This window comes from Kitasatospora sp. NPDC088861, assembly GCF_044750105.1.
In the GTDB taxonomy this organism is placed as follows: domain Bacteria; phylum Actinomycetota; class Actinomycetes; order Streptomycetales; family Streptomycetaceae; genus Kitasatospora.
In genome coordinates, this window is record NZ_JBIVJF010000026.1 from 45910 (window position 1) to 67625 (window position 21716).

Genomic DNA, 21716 nt, shown 5'->3' on the forward strand with positions numbered 1-21716 from the left:
GTGACTGCTATATGTGGGGACATGACACATGAACAGCACTCAGCCCCTCCCGGACAGCGCCCGCGGCGCGTCCGGACGGCCCGGCTCGCCGCAGGGGCCCTGGCCCTGATCGTGGGCGCCGGAATGCCCCTGTGCCTGGACATCGGGACCCAGGCGCAGCCTCGGGCCGGCGGCTCGCCCCTGGTCAGCGAGACGTTCACCCAGGCCGCCGCCCCGGAGTTCACCGGCGTGGGGTCGGCCTGTCTCACCGGCGCGCCGGCTGCCGCCGCGCCCGGCCCCGGGGACCATCCGCTCGGCGGCTGCCCGGGCGGCGTGGGCCAGGTGCCGCCCCCCGACGGAGCGCCGCACGGCTATCTGCGGCTGACGGACGCGTCCAACGACCAGGCCGGCGCGGTCCTCTACAACAACGCGCTGCCCGCCAACCAGGGCCTCGATGTCACCTTCGACCAGTGGCAGTACGGGAGCACGACCCCGGCCAACCCCGCTGACGGCATCTCGTTCTTCCTGGCGAACGGCGACGGCGCGCTGACCCATCCTGGCGCCTTCGGCGGCAGCCTCGGGTACGCGCAGAAGCTTCCCGACGACGATCCCACCGCCACCTTCCTGCCCGGTGTGGACCGCGGCTACCTGGGCGTGGGGCTCGATGTCCTCGGGAACTACTTCGGCGACTGGGAGCACCGCGGCAACGGCTGTCCCACCCGCTCGCCCGCCGGGACGGCGTTCCGCGTCCCAGGCCCCGGGGCCAACATGGTCACGGTGCGCGGCCCGGGCGACGGGATCGAGGGCTACTGCTTCCTGACCGCCACCACCAGCAACTTCAGCACCACCGCACCCTGGCCGTCGACGCTCCCGGGCATCCTGCAAGGGCCGCTCACCGCGCTGCCCCCGGGTGCCACCCCCGTCCAGGCCGAGACCGCGCTCGAACCCTCGCGCCGCCGGGTCCATGTCGAGCTCACCCCGACGCCCGACCCGGTGCTCACCGTGTCGGTCGACTTCAACGACGGCACCGGCTCCCACCAGGTGCTCAGCACACCCGCCCCGCAACCGGTGCCCGCCACCTACAAGTTCGGGTTCGCGGCCTCCACCGGTCTGTTCACCGACGTGCACCTCATCCGCAACGTGGTGGTGAGCAGCAACCAGCCGCTGCCGCAGTTGAACCTCGTCAAGCAGGTCCGGCAGCCGCTGCCCGGTGACCTGGTGGCCGGGACGCGGGTGCCGTACGACTTCGTGGTCACCAACTCCGGTGCCACGGACATCACCGGCCTCGCCGTCAACGACCCGAAGGTCGGCCCGGTCACGTGTCCCACGACGACGCTCGCGAGCGGTCATACGGTCACCTGCACTGCCACCCACACCGTCACCACCGCCGACGTGACCCACGGTTCCATCGACAACACGGCCACCGCGACCGGCACTTCGGGCGGCCGGCCGGTCTCCTCGCCGCCGTCCTCGCAGAGCGTGCCGATCGAACGGCCGCCCGGCCTCGCCATCGAGAAGCAGGTGCAGACGCCCGGCCCCTACACGGTCGGGCAGACGGTCACCTTCCGCTACACCGTCCAGAACACCGGGGGCGCCGAGCTGACCGGCGTCCACGTGACCGACGACCACGTCGCCGACATCACCTGTGCCTCGACCACGCTCGCCCCGGCGGAGAGCCCGGGCGACCGCACCACCTGCCACGGCACGTACACGATCACCGAGAACGACGCTGCGGCCGGCTCCGTCACCAACACCGCCACCGCCACCGGTACGGCGAACGGCCAGCCGGTCACGTCCCCGCAAACCCAGCTGACGCTGCCGATCGGGGCGCCGCACCTCACCCTGAAGAAGCGGGTGCTCTCGCGCGGCCCCTACGCCGTCGGCGACACGGTGGAGTACTCCTACACGGTCACCAACACCGGCAGCACCGACCTGCACGGCGTGCTGGTCAACGACGACCGCATCGCCGGCGTCAGCTGCGAGGCGACCACGTTGACGCCCGGGGCCAGCACCACCTGCCACGGCACCTACACGATCACCCTGGCCGACATCGAAGCCTGTAAGGCGGCCCACCACCGCGGCGGCGCCGAGAAGGGCTGCGACCTCACCAACGTGGCGTTCGCGGCGGCCACCGATCCGCACGGGAACCCGATCGTCAGCGAACCCGCCAAGGCCACCATCACCGTGGGGGAGGAGAAGGACTCCTACTGCCACAAGCACCCCGGGCACGGCCACTGCCGCAAGGGGCTCACCGAGCCCGTGTCCGACCAGGAAAACGACTGACGATACCTCGCCACCTCCGGCCCTCGCGTCCCCTTCCCGCTCGGCGTCTTCCCGGTCGGCGTCTTCCCGCACCGCGTTCACGCAGCGCTTCGTCTGGCGTCCGGGCCGGTCGACGTTCCACCTCTGCGGCGGGGCCTCGGCGCAGAGGACGCAGACGAAGTCCTCCTCGCGCACGATGCTGAGCTGCTGGCAGGACGGGTGGCGGCGGAACACCACCTCGTGCGGGAAGCCGGACGGGCGAACGACCCCGGCCCGCCGCCGGCCCGCCACCGGCCTGCCGCCGGCCGTCCCGGCGGTGCCCGCCGCCCTGGGGCGCGGTGTCCCGGGGTGTCGGGTCGGTCGGGTTGACCACCTGTTAGCGTGCGCGAATGGAAGATCTGGGAGCTGTGGTGTGGCCGCCTGAGCCGGTCAGGACCGGGAGGCTCGTGCTCCGTGCGTCCGAGATCCGGGACCGTGCGGCGTTCATCGAGCTGCTCGCCTCGCCGGAGGTGCACGCCTACCTCGGTGGCCCCCGGCCGCGTGACGAGCTTGAGCGCGAGATGCCCGGGGCGCCCGAGCGATGGCCCGGGAGTTTCGTCGTCGACCTCGACGGGTCGATGATCGGCCAGATCCTGCTCAGGAGGGCGACGGGGCACCGCCGTCCGGCTGCCGCGGGGAAGATCGATCTCGGCTACCTGTTCCTGCCGCGGGCGTGGGGATTCGGGTACGCCGCCGAGGCGTGCGCGGCGGCACTCGGCTGGCTCGCCGGCGCGCTTCCCGGCGAGCCGGTGGTGCTCACCACCCAGAGCGCCAACGCGGGCTCGATGCGCCTGGCGGCGAAGCTGGGGTTCACCGAGGTGGAGCGGTTCGAGGCCTGGGGCGCCGAGCAGTGGCTCGGCATGCGCTCCCCGGCCACGTCGTCCGGTTGAGTCTGCGACGCAACCGCCGGGGAGCACCCGCCCACCTGCGCGCGGGAGGGACCCGTGGGTTCTCGGCCGGACGCCGTCAGGAGTCGGCGCACCTGGCCTTCTCTCGTGGCGGGGAGGGGCGCCTCTCGCGCGTCCAGGCGGGCATGGGCCCGGCGCGCGCGTGTCGGTAGTGGCCGTCGCGACGGGTGCGCCGTCCGCGAACTGGCGCGGAGCAGCACCGGCCCCCTGTCCCGGCACTCCAGCAGGCTCGGCATCGAGGTCCGGCTGGAGTACCGGGACAGGGGACCGGTACCGCGCGCGCGATCAGGCGTTCTGCGCCCCGTTGAAGACGTTGTAGGCGTCGTCACGGTAGTAGGCGCTCACCGCCCACCACTTGCCCTGCCAGCTGTTGCCCGTGACGAAGTCGCCGGTCTGAACGGCCGAGCCGTCGTTCTGGTCGTAGTTCACGAAGAACGGCCCGCCGCTGGCACCTCCGCCCAGTCCGATGCAGTTGTCGATCCGCGCGGTGGGAGGCTGCTCGGGGCCGGCCACCGGCTGGCCGCCGCACCAGAGCATGTGCTCCCGCTCGGCGGGGACCACTCCGGGGATGCCGATGATGTGCGCGTAGTTGTTGATGTCCCGGTTGAACCCGATGCCGGTGGCCCCGACGACATCCGCGATGTGTCGGCCGTTCAGCGTGTTCAGCACGAGGAAGGCGATGTCGCCCTGCGGAGCGGGGGCGTCGACCCAGCCGGCCGCCCGCCAGGTCCACCAGCCGTAGGGGGCGTTCCCCGCGTCGTAGCCGGGAGCGAACTTGAAGTCGTGCCCGCCCTCCACGCAGTGCCGGGCGGTGGCGATGACATCGCGGTTGGCGCTGGAGACGACGTTGGCGGTGCACACGCCGTCCCCGGTGAGCAGCCGCCCCGTGGTGCCCCAGACGCTGGCCTTGGCGCCGGCCATCGCGTCGGCGTTGGCCTTGGCGCCTCCGTTCGGGCTGACGGTCGGTTCGGTCGCGTGGATCGTCAGCGGCTGGCCGTCGAGGGAGCTCTCCTTCTCGGGCGCCCAGCTCGTACTGCCGGCATTCGCCGGGTTGATCAAGACGTGGCTCTTGCCGCTGACCCGCTCGATCGGCTTGGCGTCCGTGGCCGGTGCGGCGGACGAGGCCGGCACGGCCATGCCGAGGGCTGCCACCGATGCCACGACTGCTGCGAGGAGACCGCGCATGCGCATGGTTGTCCTTCCTTCGCTGTGGGGTGTGCTGTCTGCTGTCCCGTCAGCTTGGAGGCGGCATGTCAACAACGAGTCAACAACGTGTCAATGGCCGGCGCGGCGACCGGCGTCGGCGACCGCGGCCCAACGCGGTGATCACCGTCCTCGGCCCGCCGATGCCGCCCCTGCTGCCGGTGGCCCAGCTCTACGCGCACGCGATTCCCTTGCTGCCGTGCCCTGAGGGCGCGGACCTGCTGCAGGTGCTGTGGTGTCCGCTGAACCACGAGCCGTCGTGGTTGCCCGCGGTCAGGGTGGTGTGGGGCTCCTCCGCGCAGGTCGACGCGCTGCTGACCGATCCGCCGCTGCCGGCTGACGTGGAGAATGACGGCGACTACGTGCCCGAGCCGTGCGTGCTGCACCCGGAGGTGGTGACGGCGTACCCGGCACCGCTGGAGCTCGGGGCCGACCTCGCGGACCGGATCGGGGACTGGTGCGAGCGGGAGTTCACCGGCACCGATCCGAGGTACCGGTACGCCGAGGAGTTCCGGGCCTACTACCAGTACGAGCTGTCGGTCGCCCCTGAGCGGAAGGTCGGCGGGCGGTTCGACCGGTGGGTGAGCAGCAAACGGCGACGCGGGCGAGGACGAGTCCGGTGTTTGTCCGGCGGCGGCGGCGGGCCGGGCGTCGTGCGGAGCGGTCGGGGACCAGGCCTCGCAACTCACCCAACCCGTACGGCCCTTCCACCGCCACGGCCCCACCAGCACCGGGACCGTTCATCCCATGGCCGTCAATCCGCCTCTTGGTCCCAGGGCGGCAGCTTGGTGGTCGCAGGCTGTCCGAGGTGGTCGCGCAGTTCGTGCCTGCCCAGATCCGTGAGGGCGAGGGCACGGGTGGTTCCGATCCGGGTCAGCCACCCGGCGGCCAGGGCGTGCCCGCAGATGGCGGCGCCGACGGCCCCGCCCAGGTGCGGGCGCCGTTCGGTCCAGTCCAGGCAGGCGCGTACCAGCGGTCTGCGGGAGGCGTCGGGCAGTGCGATGCCCAGGTCGTGGAGCCAGGCCGCCCCTTCGGCGGTGAGCGACGGATCGGCTCCCCACGCCAACAGGCCGAGGCCGGCCATCGAGTCGGTGACGGCCAGGCCCAGTTCTCCGGCCAGGTGGTCGTAGCAGAGCCGCGCGCGGGCCAGGGCCCGCTGCCGCCCTGAGCCCGACAGCGAACGCGGCCTGGGGGCGTGGCGCGGCGCGAGTGCGGCGAGGCTCTCGATCAGGGCCATCACGCGCGGATCGGCCATCCGCAGGTAACGGTGGCGTCCGTGGCGTTCCTCGGCGAGGAGTCCGCCACGTACGAGCACGTTCAGGTGCTCGGTCGCGGACGAGGCCGCGACACCGGCATGGCGGGCCAGTTCCGTGGCCGTCCAGGCCCGGCCGTCCAGCAGGGCCAGGCAGAAGTCCGCCCTGGTGCCGTCGGCCAGCAGCCTGGCCACGGCGGCCAGGTCCACGCCGACGTCCCGGCCCTCGCGCTGATGGTCCATGTCCCCGATTGTCGTCGATCTCGCTTCGGGCCCGGCCGAAGCGTCCACGCCCTAACGTCCCGTACCGGCCGAGGCCACCGCGCCCTGCGCCCGCACGCCTGCCGCCAACCGACCTGGGAGCCCCATGCCTGCCACCGACAACACGCCATCGAACCCCCGGCCCGGCATCGGCCTCACGGTCACCGACGCCCCGAAGCCCGCCGACGTATCGCTCATCTCCGACGCCCTGGACCGGTTCAACACCGACTCGACATCCGTCGACGACCGCCGCCCACTGGCCGTCCTGGTACGTGACTGCGTGACCTCCCAGGTGATCGGTGGCCTGACCGGTCGCACCTCACTCGGGCTGTTCTTCCTCGACCTGTTCTTCCTGCCGGCCGAGTTGCGCCACGGTGGCCTGGGCAGTGAGATCCTGCGCCGGGCCGAAAGCGAAGCCCGCGCACGCGGCTGCCGCACGGCGGTCCTGTACACGATCAGCTTCCAGGCTCCCGGCTTCTACGCGAAGCACGGCTGGCGACCCCTGGGCGAAGTCCCGTGCGACCCGCCGGGCACCAGCAGGGTCTTCATGACAAAGGACCTCGACCCGCCGTCAGCCGCCTGAATCCGCAGCACCGCGGTGCTGCATGCCGTGTTCTGCCCGCTCCTCAAGGACCGCGGTGGCGGGTGAGCATGCGGCCCCTGCCCCGAGCAGCCGACGGGCTGGCCCCCGCGGCCGGCAGAGCGGCGGCGGGGGCCTGCCGTCAGGTCGCCTCCGTCCGTCGAGGTACTCACGCGTCCCTGGCCTGACCTCGTCCATTCCCGCCCCTTCCTTCTCACTCCTGTGGCACCTGTTGCCCCGGACGATACGCACCGCCGCAGACAACCCCCGGTGCCGCGGCCCGCCCGGCGCGGCCGGTTCTGACCGAGCCGCAGGGCCGCAGGCGTGCAGGCCGGTTACGGGGAAGCTTCCGAAACGGGAACCGTTTCCAAAAACCCCGCCATCGATCGGTCAAGGTCTGGCGGAACGCGGCCGTAGCGACCGCCCGCTGCGCCAGGGTGGGCGCCATGAGACTCCTGAAACCCCGCCTTGCCCCGCGCGCGGGCCGGACGCCGTTCCGCGCGCTGCCGCTGATCGCGCTGGTCGTGGCCGGCGCGGTGATATCCCTCGGTACGGTCGTCCCGGCCGCGGCCGCGACCTCCCGGGTCGACCTGAACGTCCTCGTCGTCACCGACGGCAACCCGTGGGTCGAGGGCATCCACAAGCAACTGGTCTCCGAGGGCGTGCCGACCACCGTGGTCGACCTCACCAGCAGCAACCGCGCGACCCTCACGGCGTCCTTCCTCGCCGACGCCCTGGCCGACGGCACACCGCACGGCCACTTCGAGGGCGTCGTCCTGCCCAACGACGCGCCGAGCCAGCTCTCCGCCGCCGAACTCTCCGCCCTCACCGGCTACGAGCAGACCTACCACGTCCGACAGGTCGACTCCTACGTGTGGCCGGGCGCCAACACCGGTCTGAGCACGCCCTCGTGGACCGGTTCGCTCGACGCGACCACCGCCACCGCGTCCTCCTCCGCCCGGACCGACGCCTTCCGCTACCTCAACGGCCCGGTGCCGTTCGAGGGCACCGCGGGCGGCAGCGGCTCGTACGGCGCGCTGGCCACGCCGGTGCCCGACAACCCGACCACCGGCTCGCACTTCGAACCGTTCCTCACCGAGACGGTGCCCGGCACCTCGACGCAGGGCGTGCTCGCGGGCGTCTACACCAGCGGCGGCCGCCAGCAGTTGGTCCTCACCTTCGCGTACAACTACGACCAGCAGCAGTTCCGGCTGCTCGCACACGGAATCGTCGACTGGGTGACGCGGGGCGTCCACCTGGGCTACTGGCGCAACTACTTCTCGGCACACATCGACGACCTGTTCAACGCCAACTCCCGGTGGAGCCAGAGCGGCAAGTGCACCCCGGGCGAAGGCGACTGCGCCGCCGGCGTACCGGACACCACACCCATCCGGATGGCCGCCTCCGACGTCACCGACACGGTGAACTGGCAGCAGCAGAACGGCTACACCCTGGACTTCCTGTTCAACGCCGGACCGGGTGTCGAGTACCAGCAGGAGCAGGGCGGCGACGACCCGCTGAGCGACGCGCTGCTGGCGAACAAGAACAGCTTCCGGTGGGTCAACCACACCTACGACCACCCGTTCCTGGGCTGCGTGCAGGACTTCTCGGTGATCCCCTGGCGGTGCCAGACCGACGCCTCGGGTGCCATCGAATACGTCGACCAGCCCACCATCAGCTCCCAGATCACCCAGAACATCCAGTTCGCCCAGGCCAACGGCCTCCCGTTCCGGCCGAACGAGCTGGTCGCGGGCGAGCACTCCGGCACCGTGATGCTGCCGCAGCAGCCCGACGACAACCCGAACTTCCTAGCCGCGCTGAGTGCCGACAACATCCAGTGGCTCGGCGTCGACGCCTCCCGAGAGAGCGGGCAGCGTCAGATCGCCTCCGCGCTCGGCACCCCGCGCCACCCGGTCAACGTGTTCTACAACGTCTCCACCCAGGCCGACGAGGTGAGCGAGTACAACTGGCTCTACACCTCCAAGGCGAACGGCGGCAGCGGCAACTGCGAGGCCAACCCGGCCACCACGACCTGCATCGCACCGCTGGACCCGAACACCGCCTGGTCGAGCTACGTCCTGCCGCTGCAGGTCAGGATCACCCTCGGGTACGTGCTCTCCAACGACCCGCGGCCCTTCTTCATGCACCAGTCCAACCTGACCGACGACAAGCTGGCCCTGCAGACCCTCACCGGCATCCTGTCCACCTACCGCACCTGGTTCACCGCGGACACCCCGGTGGTCAACCAGACCCTCACCGACTCCGGGACGGTCCTCCAGCAGCAGGCCGGCTGGCAGCACGCCCAGAACACGGGCTCGGCCACCGGCTACATCCAGGGCGGCGTGGTCACCATCCAAGGGACCTCCGGCACCGCCGTGCCGGTCACCGTGCCCGCCGGCACCACCGTCACCGGCGGCGCCACCTTCGGCGCCGCGTACGGCGGCGAGCAGTCCGCGAACACCACGCTCGGCGCGACGGCGACCGCACTGACGCTGCCCACGAACGTGTTCGGTACGGTGGCCGATTCGACCCCCACCGGCCCGGGCGCGGAGCTCGCCTCCTACGCCAAGGGCTCCCCGCACGACGTGCGCCGCGACGGCGACGCCATCGTCATCACCGACCCGACCGGCACCCACGTCCTGCCCAAGCTCGCCGGCGCGCCGGAGGAGCAGCTGCACATCGGCGACCACCACCACAACCCGTACAACGCCGTCCCGAAGGCACCGGCCAAGAAGTAGCCCGCACCCCGTACCGCGCACCCCGTACCGCGGCGGCGGGCCGCACGAGCGCTCCCCGGCCCGTGCGGCCCGCCGCCCGCCGTCGGCCCGGCTACGCGGTGCCGACGGTGAGCCGGGTGATGGTCCCGACCACCTCGGTGTCGGTCGCGTCGAGCAGCGAGGCCCGGACGGCCGCCGTGTCACCCGCGACGTAGCGGCTCTGGTTCAAAGTCGTGACCGGGACGGTCACTTGGACATTCGCGCCCGTGCAGTTCGGGGTGAAACGGGCGTAGCCAAGGGCGCCGGACGTACGGTCCTCGGCGGTCACGGTCGCGGACGCGACGAGACCGCCGGCGACGCAGGAGTACGCGATGGTGACGTTCACCGTCGCCGAGGCGCCACCGGAAACGGTCGCGCCGTCGACCCGCACCCCGGTGCCGGCGTGCGCCGGGGCCGCACCGAGCACCGCCCCCGCGAGCAGTGCGGGTACGCCGAGCACAGTCACGATCCTGCCGTTCATGATGTCCCTTCCAACGCCGATCGCTGCTCCCACACCGTCGACGACGGTACGGACCGGCCGGACGGCAAGTCGATCCCGGAGTCCTTCCCCGGGGTGATACGCCGGGACCGGCACCACCGGCACCACCGGCAGCGTCAAGGCACTACCTGAAAAGACTTGACTGTACATCATCTATCAACCCTGGCCGGGCAATTGATCAAAATCGAGGCGTCACTCCACCTGACCTCGGCGGTCGGCGCTGAACCCGCCCTCCGCCCGCGCGGCCCCTCCCAAGCGGGCTGCCCACGCTGCCCGCTACTGCCTCGGCGCGCTCGGCGAGTTCGGGTGTGTTCGAGGTCGCGGCCGCGGACCAGCGGCGGATCACTCCCCAGGTTTGACCCACTGCGACCGCCAGGCCGGCGGGTCGAACGGGTCGGCGAAGTACTGCGTCTCCCGCACCACGCGGCCTGCCGAGAACTCCATGATGCTCACGGTCTGCGTGGGTTTGCCGTCATAGGTGAGCACGAACTCGGTCACCCAGAGGTCGCCGGATCCGAGGATCCTGCGCACGGTGAAGGTCCGGACCGCGGGATGTTGGGTGCGCAGTGCCTGGATGTTGCTCCTGCCGCGGATGACCTCGCCGGACTGCGGGTACTCGACGATGACGTCGTCGGCGTAGATGTCGTGTTCCGCGTCCGCGTCGCCGCTGTTCGATGCGGCCCAGTGCCGGTCCAGCAGGGCCCGGGCAACCGTCGCTTCCACCGTCATGGCTCCTTCGCTCGGAACACCACGCGTCCGATGTCCTGCGACGCGGGCGCGTGCCTGGGCCGGATCGCCCCAGGACTGGTCACTTGAGGATCTCCAGCATCCGGTTCCCGAGGACCGCGGCCGAGGCCGGATTCTGTCCGGTCACCAGGTTGCGGTCCTCGACCATGTAGGGCTCCCAGACCGGACCGCGGCTGAAGTCGACCCCGACCTTCGCCTTCACGTCGGTCTCCAGCAGCCATGGTGCCCTGGAGGCCAGTCCGACGCCGTCCTCCTCCTCGTCGGTGAAGCAGGTGATGTGGTAGCCCTTGAACGGCGACTCGCCGTGGATCCTGGTGGCCAGCATCGCGGCGGGACCGTGACAGACGATGAACAGCGGCCTGCCCGAGGCCAGTTGCCGGGTCAGCAGCCGCCCCACGTCGGCGTCCCACGCCAGGTCCGCCATCGGACCGTGACCGCCCGGCAGGTAGACCGCGTCGTAGTCCTCCAGGCGCACGTCCGACAGCTGTAGCGGTCGACGCAGCACCTCCGCGGAACGGATGACGGCCTCCAGCTCCAGGGCGCTGTCGTTCCCACCGACCATCTCGGGGCGCAGACTCATCATGTCGACGGTCGGCGTCACACCGTTCGGCGTCGCGACGACGACCTCGTTACCGGCGTCCGTGAGGATCTTGTACGGGTTCGCGAACTCCTCGGCCCAGTAGCCGGTCGCGTGCCGCGTGCCGTCCTTCAACACCCAGTAGGTGGCTCCGCTGACGATGAAAAGCACCGTTGCCATGGCAGAGATCCCCTCTCGGACACATGCCAGGAGTGGGTTCGGCGGGGTCCCCACGACGGGATGTCCCACGCAACCGACCCGCCCCGCCGGTTTTCGCCCCTCGCCCCACGCAACCACGCTAGGCAGCTGCGCCGACCGCGCGCAACCCGGTGCTCCGTCGGCGGTAGCGCCCCCGGTCACGGACACCTCCGGTCACATGTCCAGGACCACGTCGGCCGGGGGCGTCGAGCAGCAGATGAGCGCGCTTCCCGTGGCGGGGGGCTCCAGGGGCTGCGGGGCGTACTCGACGTGGCCGGAGAGGAGCGCGGTCTCGCAGGTGTGGCAGATTCCGGTGCGGCAGGACCAGCGTACGGGCACGTCGCACGCCTCGGCGAGTCCGAGCAGCGTGCCGTAGTCAGGGTGCCAGGGGACGATCAGCCCGGTGCGCGCGAAGGCTACGGACGGTCCCGGGCGGCCGGCGGGAGGAGCGGCCGGTTGGTGCGGTGCCCGGGCGGGTCCGGTCAGCACACCGGGGGTGACGGCGGACGTGGCCCCGAAGACCTCGGTGTGGATCCGGGAGGACGGCAGGCCGCAGGCCTGAAGGGCTCCGGTCATGTCCCGCATGAACGCGTTCGGTCCGCAGATGTAGGCGTCGGCGTCCGGAGGCGGCCCCAGGCCGCGGATCCGCTCGGGACTGAACCGCCCGCTGACCGTGTAGTCGACACCCGGGCGGTCGGCGCCGGACGGACGGCTGTAGGAGACGAACGACCGGCCTGCGGGCAACTGGGCGAGCAGTGCGCGCACTTCGTCGGCGAACGGGTGGTTCTCGCCGTCCCGGGCCGCGTGCAGCCACCACACCGCGCGCTGCGAGTGCTCCGCGGCCAGGGCGTGCAGCATGGCCAGGACCGGGGTGGCGCCGACACCGGCGGACAGCAGCAGGACCGGAGTGTCCGCGTCCGCGAGCAGGAACGTGCCGCGCGGGGCGGCGACATCGAGGACGTCACCCACCTTCACGTGCTGGCGCAGGTAGGTGCTGGCGACACCGTTCGGCTCCTGCTTGACACTGATGCGGTACGTCTCGGCGCCCGGTCCGCCGGAGAGCGAGTAGTTGCGGATGACCGGGGAGGCCTGGGGGTTCAGCCGCAGGCGGACCGTGAGGAACTGCCCCGGCAGAGCGGCGGGGAGGGGCTCGCCGTCGACCGCCGCCAGAGTGAGCGAGAAGATGCCCGCGCTCTCCGGCTCGATGCGGGAGACTTCGAGCCGACGGAACCCGGGCCAGGCCGGCGGCGGGCTGCTGGTGGTCAGCCCGCGGTTTCCACCCGCGGCGCCGGAGCCGCGGTCCGCGTCGTCGAGCAGGGCTCGCAGCGACGTCTTCCAGCCGGGGCTCAACGCGGTGATGCGCAGGGCCCGTTCGAGCTGTGGCCGGGCGTGGCCGGGCAGGTAGAGCAGCGCGTCGATCTCCGCGACGGTCATCTCCTCGGGGCCCGAGGCGATCTTCACGATCTCGTCCCCGGCCCGCACCCGCCCTTCGGTCAGCACCCGCATGTAGAAGCCTGGGCGGCGATGGGACACCAGCAGGGCGGCCATCTGCGGCTCGCCGAGCCGCAACCCCACGCGGTAGCACGTCACGCGGGGTTGGGTGACCTCGAAGACCGCACCGCCGATCCCGTAGCGGTCACCGATGCACACCTCGTCGTCGGCGAGTCCGTCCACGGTGAGGTTCTCGCCGAACTGGCCGTACGTGAAGTCGTCCCGTTTCAGGTGCTCCTGCCAATGGCGGTAGGAGCTCAACTGGTAGACCAGTACGGCACGTTGCTCGCCACCGTGCCCGGTGAGGTCACCCTGCCCGTCGCCGTCCAGGTTGAGCCGGCGCGCCATCACGGGCCCGGCGACGGGGTGCTTCCAGATGCCGGTGCGGGTGGTCCTGCCCTGCCAGGGGACGTCCTTGGGCATGCCGACGTTCACGGCGATCAGAACGGCCATGACCTGTGCTCCTCCCGCGCTCGACAGGCCGGTTCCTCCAGCGTCGTACGGTCGGCCGCCGGCCGCACCCGAAGAACTCTGCGCGGCGCCGGGGCGCGGCGACGAGTAGAGTGAAAACCGGTGGGCGCCGCCGCCGGACGTGTGCCGCAGGCGCGGGTACGCCGCCGTCGTCGAGGCGATCATGAACCTCGACGATCATGCACCTCGAACAGGCCCCGTTCGTCACCGGCGAGATCCTGTGCGTCGACGGCGGCCAGAGCGCCGGCTTCTGAAAGAACCGGGATCGGGAGCGATCGACCTATGCGCACTCGCAAGCAGCTGACCCCGCTTGGCGCTGTCGGTGCGGGCCTGGCGGCGGGAGTGGTCGGCACCGTCTGCATGGACGCCGCGCGGTTCCTGCGCCAGCGCCGGGCCGGTGGCGAACGCAACGCCCTGCACTGGGAGTTCGCCCCGGTCCGCACCTGGCAGGAGGCGCCGGACCCAGGGCAGGTCGGAAAGCGCCTGGTCGAGGCCTTCACCCGGCGCGAGCTGCCGGACAGCGCGGCGTTCCCCGTCAGCACGTTCATGCACTGGGCTTACGGAGTGGGCAACGCGGCCTTCTACGGCGCCGTCAGCGCCTCGCTGCGCAAGCCCCACGTCCTCTACGGGCTCCCGTACGGTGCGCTCGTGTGGCTCAGCGGATACGTGGTGCTTCCGATCGCGGGACTCTACAAACCCATCTGGACATACGACGCCAAGACGCTGGGTGATGATCTGACCGCCCACCTCGCCTACGGCCTTGGCACCAGCAGCGCTTTCTGGTTGCTGAGCAGGGTTTCCGTGTTCTCACGACAGCTGTAGTTCGCGATCCGGCCGATGCTGGTGCTGGTCGGCGAGGTGGTGGCCGGGTCCGGGCATGATGACGGTACACATCGCGACCATGGCGAGGTGTGACCCAGGATCCGACCTGATCAATATCGCGCTGTTCACGCACTTCATCCCGTGCGGGGTGTGGGAGGCCGTCTACATCATCGAGGGCCTCCTCAAGAACACCTCCGAGGTCAAGCCGACCACCGTGCACGCCGACACCCAGGGCCAGAGCGTGCCCGTTTTCGCCCTGGCGCATCTGCTGGGCTTCGATCTGATGCCCAGGATCAGGAACTGGAAGGGCCTGACCTTCTACCGTCCGTCCAAGCAAAGCGAATACGTCCACATCGACTCCCTGTTCGGCGAGCCGGGCAAGAACGTCATCGACTGGGATCTGATCGAGTCCCAGTTCCGGCACCTGATGAAGGTGGCCGTGTCCGTGCGGGAGGGCGCCATCTCGTCCTCGACGCTGCTCAAGCGGCTGCGGTCGGGCTCGCACAAGAACTCCACCTACACCGCCTTCCGCGAGGTCGGCCGCGTGATCCGCACGGTGCAGCTGCTGCGCTACCTCTCGGACGCGCCGCTTCGCCGGCGGGTGACCGCGGCGACCAACAAGGTCGAGTCGTTCAACCGGTTCTCCCAGTGGGTCGGCTTCGGCAATCAGGGCGTCCTCGCCGACAACGACCCCATCGAGCAGGAGAAGGCGATGAAGTTCAACGCCCTGCTCACGAACGCGGTGATCTTCCACAACGCCCTGGATATCGCGGAGATCATCCGCCAGCTCCTGGAGGAGGGCTGGGAGATCGACCCGGAGGACCTGGCCCACATCTCGCCGTACCTGACCGAGCACATCAAACGATTCGGCGAGTACTCCACCCACGAACTCGGTATCCAGCCCGAGGCGTACGACCCGAAACTCGACGTCGACTTCACCCAGCTTCGGGACCAGGACCCGGCCGCCTCCGGCTTCAGCACAGCCGCCTGACCGTCACCTCTGTGAAGGACCCTGTCATGCCCGTTGAGCAGTACGGCCCTCCGCCTCGCTCGCATTCGGCAGGAGCTGAGCGTCACGCCGGCGGCCGGGCGAGTTTGGCGGCCACGGCGTCGAGGACCCAGTCCAGGCCGGTCGCGAAGGATGCCTCGGCGTCCACGTCCGTGCCCTCGTACACGGCCTTGGTCAGCGCCGGGAAGCGGCCCGTGGCCAGCATTCTCGTCAGGTGCGGGCCGCGGGCGCGCTGCCAGTCGTGCTTGGACAGGCCCGTGGCGCGCTCGGCCCGCAGATTCGTGATCTCGCGCCTGATCGCGCCCGTGAAGTAGGCGCTGACCGTCTCCACGGCGCGCATGACGGTGTCGATGTCGGCGAGGCCGTCAAGGGCGGACAGGGTGGACTCGGCCACGGCGAGGCCGTTCGGGCCGAAGGCCGGGCGGCCGCCGAGCAGGTCGGCCAGCCATTCGTGACGGAGGGCGGCCTGCCTGGTGCGGTGGGCGAGGACGCCCAGCGCCTCCCGCCAGTCACCGGGCTGTTCCTCGGGGAGAATCTCGGCCTGGACCTCGTCCACCATGAGGTCGAACAGCTCCTCCTTGGTGGAGATATATCCGTACAGCCGCATCGGGCCGGCCTCCAGCCGGGCGGCGACCTTGCGCAACGACACCGCCGCAAGGCCGCCCTCGTCGGCCAGCGCGATGGCGGCGGCGACGATCCGCTCCCGGTCGAGCGGCACGGGGCGAGTCGGCGGCTCCGGCCGGTCCCACACGGTCATGGTCACTCCGAACTGTTGCGATGCATCGTAATGAGCAAATACAGTGTATCGATATGAGACATCGTATCGCTGTGGTCGGGAGCGGCCCCGCCGGCCTTACCTTCGCCCGCGTCCTGCACCGCCATGGCCACCCCGTCACCGTCCTCGAACGCGATCCCGCCCCCGACGCCCGCCCCCCGGGCGGCACCCTGGACCTGCACGAAGGGCTGGGCCAGCTCGCGCTGGACAAGGCGGGGCTGCTGGCGGAGTTCCAGGAGCTGTCCCGTCCCGAGGGACAGGCCATGCGCATCCTGGACACGGACGGGACCGTCCTGCGCGACTGGCAACCCCGTCCAGATGACCGGGCCAATCCCGAGATCGACCGCGGGCAACTTCGTGACCTGCTGCTCGGGCCTCTGGACGTTCAGTGGGGGCGGGGCGTGACGGAGGTGGTGCCGGGGACCCGGGATGGCGTACTGGTCCATTTCGCGGACGGGCGGCAGGAGACGTTCGACCTCGTGGTCGGCGCGGACGGCGCCTGGTCCCGGATCCGTCCGGCGGTCTCGTCGGTGACGCCGCACTACACCGGCGTCACCTCGGTCGAGACCTTCCTCGACGACGTCGACACCCGCCACCCTGACCTCGCCCGGTTGATCGGCGACGGTTCCGTGGCTGTGTACGGTGTGAACCGAGCTCTCGTCGCCCAGCGCAACAGCGGCGGCCACGTCAAGGTGTACGCCCAGTTCCGCGCGCCGCTGGACTGGCACACGAACCTGGACCTGGCCGACGTCGACGCCGTGCGATCGAGCCTGCTGGCTCTGTTCGACGGCTGGGCCGCTCCCGTCCTCGACCTCCTCCGCCACGGCACCGCTTTCGTCCACCGCCCCCTCTACGTCCTACCCGTGTCCCACACCTGGGTCCACGTGCCCGGGGTGACGCTCCTGGGCGACGCCGCCCACCTGATGCCCCCCTTGGGGGCGGGCGCGAACCTCGCGATGCTGGAAGGCGCCGAACTCGCCGAGTCCATCGCCACCGGCCCTCGAGATCTGGACGAGGCCGTCCGCGCCTTCGAGGAACAGATGTGGGCACGGGCCGGCAGGTGGGCGAAGATCACGACGGCCGGTCTGGAACGCCTCGTGAGCCCGGACCCTGCCGAAGCCCTCGTCCTCTTCGACCAAGTCCAGCCATCCTGACTGCCAAGCGCGAGAGCACCAGTATCAATAGCTCGCCACGGCTTCACGGGAAGGTACGGCACCGTCGCGGTCCCTTCCGGCAAAACCACCGTTAGACGAACGCACGGACGCCTGTACCGAACGCAGCCCTCAGCCCGCTACCGCGAATCCGGTCCGATCCTCCTCGCACACATAACTACCAGGTGCGCGAAGAGTGATGGGCTCCGGCCGGGACGTCCTGTCCGTCCTCCGTGTCGTCAAAGGATCGAATGGCGACAGGCGCGGCGGACGTCCAATGAACCCGGGCTTTCCGGGGCCCGGCGGCGGCGCAGATCCAATCAGATCCGATGACGGATGATGACAGGGTTTGCTGACAGCTAGGGTCGAATGCGACCACCACAATGGGGAGCAGCATGGCCAACCTGGTCTACAAGCGGGTGTCGACCGACCAGCAGTCGACCGACCGCCAGAACCTGGTGCTGGACGAGGCCGGGATCGAGGCCCCGGTTGTCTTCGAGGAACAGGCCGGGACCTCCAGCCGCCTTCATCCGCTGGAGCGGCCGAAGTTCGGCGAGCTGCTCGCGTACGCGCGGCCAGGCGACGCTGTGCACATCTCCGAGATGTTCCGCCTGGTGCGCGGCACCGGGCACATCCTCGACGTGCTCGACGTCCTGCACCGCGACCGCCTCGCCCTGCGCATCCACGATGGCGCGTTCTCCGCGATGGACCTCACCGCCCGCCACCCGCGTACCGGCGAGCTGCTGTCCACCGTGAAATTCATGGTGCAGACCCTCGCCGCCGCCGGCGAACTCCAGCGCGACCTTCAGCGCGAACTGACCCACGACGGGCTGCGGGCCGCCGAGGCGAAGGGCAACAAGGGCGGGCGCCGCCCCGCCGTCCCGGCCGCGAAGACCGACGCCGTACGCACCGCGTACCTGGAACGCCGGTCCATCGCGGCCCTCGCCCGCGAGCATGATGTCAGCCGCGGCGCCATCCGCACTGCCGTCGTGGACCTCCTGCCCGAGTACACACCCGCCGACCCAGGCGCCCCGGCCCCGGAACTGCCGATCGTCCTCGACATGCCGGGCAAGGTCGCCGACTTCCTCCGCGCCGCCGAGTTGGAGCCCGTCGAGCGCGTCACGCTCGACCAGGGCGTGACCGTACGGCGCGGCCAGGGCTACACCCTTCGCGTCACTGCCGTGCCCGCGGTCCACCGCCAACTCCTCGACCGCTGCCAGTCCCTCGACGGCACCACGGCGGTCCCGGCCCAGCGCAAGGCCCGCCGCGAGTACGAGAACCGTGTCAACGCGCTCCCGGTTGCCAGCCTGCGTTGAACGGACCGAGCACCACACCCACCAAGATCAAGTACTGGCGGCTTCTGGGCTTACCTCGGCGCTACCCCTTGTTGTGAGGAGAGGTGAACCTGCGGATGAGCGCCCGTACTCGTGGACAGGGCGATCTGCCGTGGTACGGGGTCAGCCGTCAGTGGCCGGTGGCCGTGTTCAACAGGGCCACGGGCGGTGCCGTCGTCACCGGTGACCGGGGCACGTCACCTGCACCCGCAGTGACGCCCTTCCCGCCGGGGTACGACCTGCGCTGCGACCACCGCGAGCACTGGTGGAGCAACCCGGGGTCCGGCGGGGCGAAGCACCGGCCACCCGCGCGGTGGCCGGTGCTTCTTGCCGTCCGGTGAGGGGCCCGAAGGTGTGACCTGGCCTGCTTGCAGTGCTCGCTCCTGGAGCGCCCTGGGCGGGGCCGCCGGCCCGGTGCGGATGCGCGTTGGGCCATTGGTGTGCAGGGTGGATGGGTACGGTCCGGGCTGCCCGGCGGCGGCAGTCCGTCCAGCCGTGGATGCGCTCGGTGGGCGGGTGATCGCCCGGCCGCCGGTGAACTTCCCGGGAGCGCCGTCGATGACCGAAGGAGACACCATGCCCACCTGGAAGGTCCTCCGCCGGGCTCTGGCCCCGACCGCCCTCGCCGCCGTGTTGGCCGCGCCGTTCACGATGCCGTCGCCGGCGCTCGCCACGGGGGCCCTCGCCCCGCAGGTGGTGGCCGCTGTCGCGCCGGTCTCGTTCGTCGGCCTGCCCGACCGGCCGCTGCCGTCCGACCACGCGGCGCACCCGATGACTGTCACCTACCGCAACGACTCGTCGGCGGACCGGACCGTCGCCCCGCAGATCCTCGTCGAGTCACCGGACGACGGGCCCTTCCTCGCCCCGACGGACATCAAGCTCGAGGTCCTGACCGGCGGCCACTGGAGGACCGTGCGGCTGGCCAGCCAGACCGGAACGCTGTACACGGACCTCACCCGGGCGAAACTGGTCCTCCACAGTCATCACACCCTCACCCAGCGGTACCGGCTCACCGTCGTCAAGGCCGGCCCGGGCACGGTCCAGCCCAGGATCGCGCTGTACGCCTGAAGCCCTCGGGGCTCCCTCGGGGCTCCGCCAGCCGCATGGGCCGCATGGGCCGCGTCGAGATGCGAGATGCCCGGCGACTCACACCCGGCCACGAACGACGCCGGGGCGTCTTCGGAGCGGGGTATGCGGGCGGGACGGGCGTCTCGGTGGCCCGGCCGGGATCCCGTGACGGCTTCGCGCCCTGCCGGACCGCCGCCCTGCCGGCCAGGGGGCCGCCAGCTGTGGCGACGCCCTGTGGTGCCGTTCCCGCGTCGGCCGGGTGTGGTGGCGGTCTCAATGGCGGCCGATCGGCGGTGACTCGGCGTGGTGGCGGCGGGCCGGTCGGTGATGGCGCCGGGGCTGGGGCCGTGAGTGCGCTCACATGCGAATGCGGCGTACGACGACGGATAGTGGTGTCCGTTTTGCACTATTTTGCAACTGTTTGGTGGGTTATTGAGGGGTGTTTGCGCAGGCGGAGCGGGGTCGGCGCGCTCCGGGCGGCCCGCCTCTCGAACCAGTGCCGGTCGCTTCGCTACGACGGCGGATCGTAGCGGAGGGGTCTTGGCGAGCGCCGATCCGGTCTGGCAACTTGGCATTCATCGCCAGCCACACCGGCTCCTGTCCCACCGGTGAACGGCTTACCGCCGAGTCACACCCCGCGACCGTTCGGCCCCTGTCCGGCCACGGTCGAGGCGGGGAGTGACGCCGGCCCAACTGATTGAGGTCTTGCTCTATATGCCCGCTTTCAAGTTCCGTATGCGTACCACTGCCGTGATTCTTGCCGGTGCCGCCGGTGTGACCGCCCTGGGTGCCGCCGTGGTCCCCGCCGTCGCCTCGGCCGCGGACGCCTCCCCGCAGGCCATCGCCGCGCAGATCGTGCCGGCGGACCAGCTGGCCTCGTTCAGCCAGATCATCTCCCACGAGTCGGGCTGGAACGTCACGGCGACCAACCCGAGCTCGGGCTCGTACGGTCTGGGCCAGGCGCTGCCGGCCTCCAAGATGGCCTCGGCCGGCGCGGACTGGAAGACCAACCCGTCCACCCAGATCAAGTGGTCGCTGGACTACATGAACACCCGCTACGGCAGCCCGAACGCGGCCTGGAACTTCTGGCAGGCCAACCACTGGTACTAAGCCGACCACTCGGCTTCCCCTCACCCCGGGGGCCGGACAGGGGCAACCGGAGTGACCCACGAGGGCCTGTTCCCGCGCATCTGCGCGGGAACAGGCCCTCGTGCCGTCTCCGGGCCGTTCGAAACACACGATCGGCAGCAGCGCACCTGTGCCGGCGCCTGCCGTGGCGGCACGGCGACGTACCACTTCCGTGACGGCTGCCGGGAGGTGTTCGTCATCGGCACCGGCCACGCCGTGTGGACGCGTTGGACCCGCCCCTCGGGGACGTCGGTTACGGGATGCTCATGAGGCCGTCGAACCGCGGTGACACAACGGTCAAACGGCGCGAAAAGAGGTCTCCTAGCTTCTTCCGCATGACCTACGAACACCGAACGTCCCATGACCACGACACCCACGCCGTTGGCCGCGGCCTGCGCCGGGGTGGCATCCTCTGCGCTGCCGTCCTCGCCGGCGCCCTCGCCCTGACCTCCTGCGGAAGCTCCCCGGCCGAGGACGGGGGTGGCCCGGGGCCGGCGAAGGCCGGGGCCGGCGCGGAGCGGCCGTCGTCGGTGCCCGGCGCCGGAGGGTTGAAGAAGCCCTCAAGGATCCTGTGGATGGGGGACTCCATCGCCGTCGGGGAGGCGCTGCCGCTGGCCGCCGCGCTCAAGTCCACCGGCATCGAGCTCACCTCCGTCGCCGCCGACGGCGGCGGCGCAGCGGTCGGACCGGTGGCGATGTCCAGCGGCGACGTCGCCTCCCGGCTCGCGTCGGTCCGCCCCGAGCTGGTGGCCTACCAGATCACCACCTACGACTGGGGCGGCCCGCAGGCGCAGCAGCAGGCGTACGAGAAGCTGATCGACACGGTCAAGGCCGCGGGTGCCCGTCTGGTGATCGTCACCACTCCGCCGTTCGACACGGGCGATGACTTCTACGCCCCGCACAGGGCCGACATCGAGTCCGCTCCGGGGGCGGCGAAGGCGGCCGTCGCCGCGCACCCCGGCGATGCCTTCTTCCTCGACGCCTCCGCCTTGTGGGGCACCGACTTCAAGGCCCCGCAGGCGCAGCGTTCGAACGACAGGACGCACTCCTGCCAGCAGGGCACGGCGAAGTTCGCGCAGTGGTTCACCACCGAGGTGGGCAAGCTGGCCGGGTTCTCGCCCGCCGATCCCAAGAGCTGGGCCAACGGCGACTGGACCAAGTCGGATGTGTTCGCCCAGCTGAACTGCGCCTGAGCCGGTGTCCGAG

General features: G+C 70.9%; 18 protein-coding genes. 11 read left to right on the plus strand and 7 right to left on the minus strand.

Features of this window, described 5'->3' with window-relative positions; all coding sequences use genetic code 11:
* Nucleotides 1–123: 123 nt before the first annotated feature.
* Complete coding sequence (locus tag ACIP37_RS30585) at nucleotides 124–2262, plus strand: hypothetical protein (protein WP_400808657.1); 2139 nt, start codon at nucleotides 124–126, stop codon at nucleotides 2260–2262.
* 368 nt (nucleotides 2263–2630) lie between these two features.
* On the plus strand, nucleotides 2631–3170 hold the full coding sequence (locus tag ACIP37_RS30590) for a GNAT family N-acetyltransferase (RefSeq protein WP_400808659.1): 540 nt from the start codon (nucleotides 2631–2633) through the stop codon (nucleotides 3168–3170).
* 303 nt (nucleotides 3171–3473) lie between these two features.
* Here the strand turns inward: ACIP37_RS30590 and ACIP37_RS30595 are convergent, their stop codons facing one another.
* Nucleotides 3474–4379, minus strand: a complete 906-nt coding sequence (locus ACIP37_RS30595) for a peptidase (RefSeq protein WP_363587220.1) — start codon at nucleotides 4377–4379, stop codon at nucleotides 3474–3476.
* A 766-nt stretch (nucleotides 4380–5145) separates the two neighbouring features.
* Complete coding sequence (locus ACIP37_RS30600; protein WP_363620630.1) at nucleotides 5146–5886, minus strand: winged helix-turn-helix domain-containing protein; 741 nt, start codon at nucleotides 5884–5886, stop codon at nucleotides 5146–5148.
* 124 nt (nucleotides 5887–6010) lie between these two features.
* Here ACIP37_RS30600 and ACIP37_RS30605 point away from each other — a divergent pair, with 124 nt between their 5' ends.
* A complete protein-coding gene (locus ACIP37_RS30605; RefSeq protein ID WP_400808661.1) occupies nucleotides 6011–6487 on the plus strand; it encodes a GNAT family N-acetyltransferase in 477 nt (158 codons plus the stop codon).
* 443 nt (nucleotides 6488–6930) lie between these two features.
* A complete protein-coding gene (locus ACIP37_RS30610; RefSeq protein ID WP_400808663.1) occupies nucleotides 6931–9222 on the plus strand; it encodes a hypothetical protein in 2292 nt (763 codons plus the stop codon).
* Between the two features lie 91 nt (nucleotides 9223–9313).
* Here ACIP37_RS30610 and ACIP37_RS30615 read toward each other — a convergent pair whose 3' ends face one another.
* From ACIP37_RS30615 to ACIP37_RS30630, 4 genes are all read right to left on the minus strand, one after another.
* Nucleotides 9314–9721 carry a hypothetical protein gene (locus ACIP37_RS30615; protein WP_400808664.1) on the minus strand — a complete coding sequence of 136 codons (408 nt, stop codon included), beginning with the start codon at nucleotides 9719–9721 and terminating at the stop codon, nucleotides 9314–9316.
* Nucleotides 9722–10081: 360 nt separating this feature from the next.
* Complete coding sequence (locus tag ACIP37_RS30620; protein WP_400808666.1) at nucleotides 10082–10462, minus strand: nuclear transport factor 2 family protein; 381 nt, start codon at nucleotides 10460–10462, stop codon at nucleotides 10082–10084.
* 85 nt (nucleotides 10463–10547) lie between these two features.
* The gene (locus ACIP37_RS30625) at nucleotides 10548–11243 is read right to left on the minus strand and encodes a type 1 glutamine amidotransferase domain-containing protein (protein ID WP_400808668.1); all 696 of its coding nucleotides are present in this window, start codon (nucleotides 11241–11243) and stop codon (nucleotides 10548–10550) included.
* A gap of 192 nt (nucleotides 11244–11435) precedes the next feature.
* Nucleotides 11436–13205, minus strand: coding sequence for an MOSC domain-containing protein (locus ACIP37_RS30630; RefSeq protein ID WP_400808670.1), 1770 nt, complete (start codon nucleotides 13203–13205; stop codon nucleotides 11436–11438).
* 300 nt (nucleotides 13206–13505) lie between these two features.
* On the opposite strand from ACIP37_RS30630, the gene ACIP37_RS30635 reads away from it, so the two are divergent.
* Nucleotides 13506–14045: a hypothetical protein gene (locus ACIP37_RS30635; RefSeq protein WP_363620614.1), complete on the plus strand. Its 540-nt coding sequence runs from the start codon at nucleotides 13506–13508 to the stop codon at nucleotides 14043–14045.
* A 79-nt stretch (nucleotides 14046–14124) separates the two neighbouring features.
* Complete coding sequence (locus ACIP37_RS30640; protein WP_363587231.1) at nucleotides 14125–15036, plus strand: Tn3 family transposase; 912 nt, start codon at nucleotides 14125–14127, stop codon at nucleotides 15034–15036.
* An 82-nt stretch (nucleotides 15037–15118) separates the two neighbouring features.
* Here the strand turns inward: ACIP37_RS30640 and ACIP37_RS30645 are convergent, their stop codons facing one another.
* Entirely contained in the window at nucleotides 15119–15811 is a 693-nt protein-coding gene (locus tag ACIP37_RS30645) for a TetR/AcrR family transcriptional regulator (RefSeq protein WP_363587232.1), read from the minus strand.
* A 53-nt stretch (nucleotides 15812–15864) separates the two neighbouring features.
* On the opposite strand from ACIP37_RS30645, the gene ACIP37_RS30650 reads away from it, so the two are divergent.
* The 5 genes from ACIP37_RS30650 (at nucleotide 15865) to ACIP37_RS30670 (ending at nucleotide 21703) form a co-directional block, all read left to right on the plus strand.
* On the plus strand, nucleotides 15865–16983 hold the full coding sequence (locus ACIP37_RS30650) for an FAD-dependent oxidoreductase (RefSeq protein WP_400808673.1): 1119 nt from the start codon (nucleotides 15865–15867) through the stop codon (nucleotides 16981–16983).
* 392 nt (nucleotides 16984–17375) lie between these two features.
* Nucleotides 17376–18296 carry a recombinase family protein gene (locus ACIP37_RS30655; RefSeq protein ID WP_400808676.1) on the plus strand — a complete coding sequence of 307 codons (921 nt, stop codon included), beginning with the start codon at nucleotides 17376–17378 and terminating at the stop codon, nucleotides 18294–18296.
* Between the two features lie 594 nt (nucleotides 18297–18890).
* Nucleotides 18891–19382, plus strand: a complete 492-nt coding sequence (locus ACIP37_RS30660) for a signal peptide protein (RefSeq protein ID WP_400808679.1) — start codon at nucleotides 18891–18893, stop codon at nucleotides 19380–19382.
* Between the two features lie 735 nt (nucleotides 19383–20117).
* On the plus strand, nucleotides 20118–20492 hold the full coding sequence (locus tag ACIP37_RS30665; RefSeq protein WP_363587236.1) for a transglycosylase SLT domain-containing protein: 375 nt from the start codon (nucleotides 20118–20120) through the stop codon (nucleotides 20490–20492).
* A gap of 353 nt (nucleotides 20493–20845) precedes the next feature.
* The gene (locus ACIP37_RS30670; RefSeq protein WP_400808682.1) at nucleotides 20846–21703 is read left to right on the plus strand and encodes an SGNH/GDSL hydrolase family protein; all 858 of its coding nucleotides are present in this window, start codon (nucleotides 20846–20848) and stop codon (nucleotides 21701–21703) included.
* Nucleotides 21704–21716: the final 13 nt, after the last annotated feature.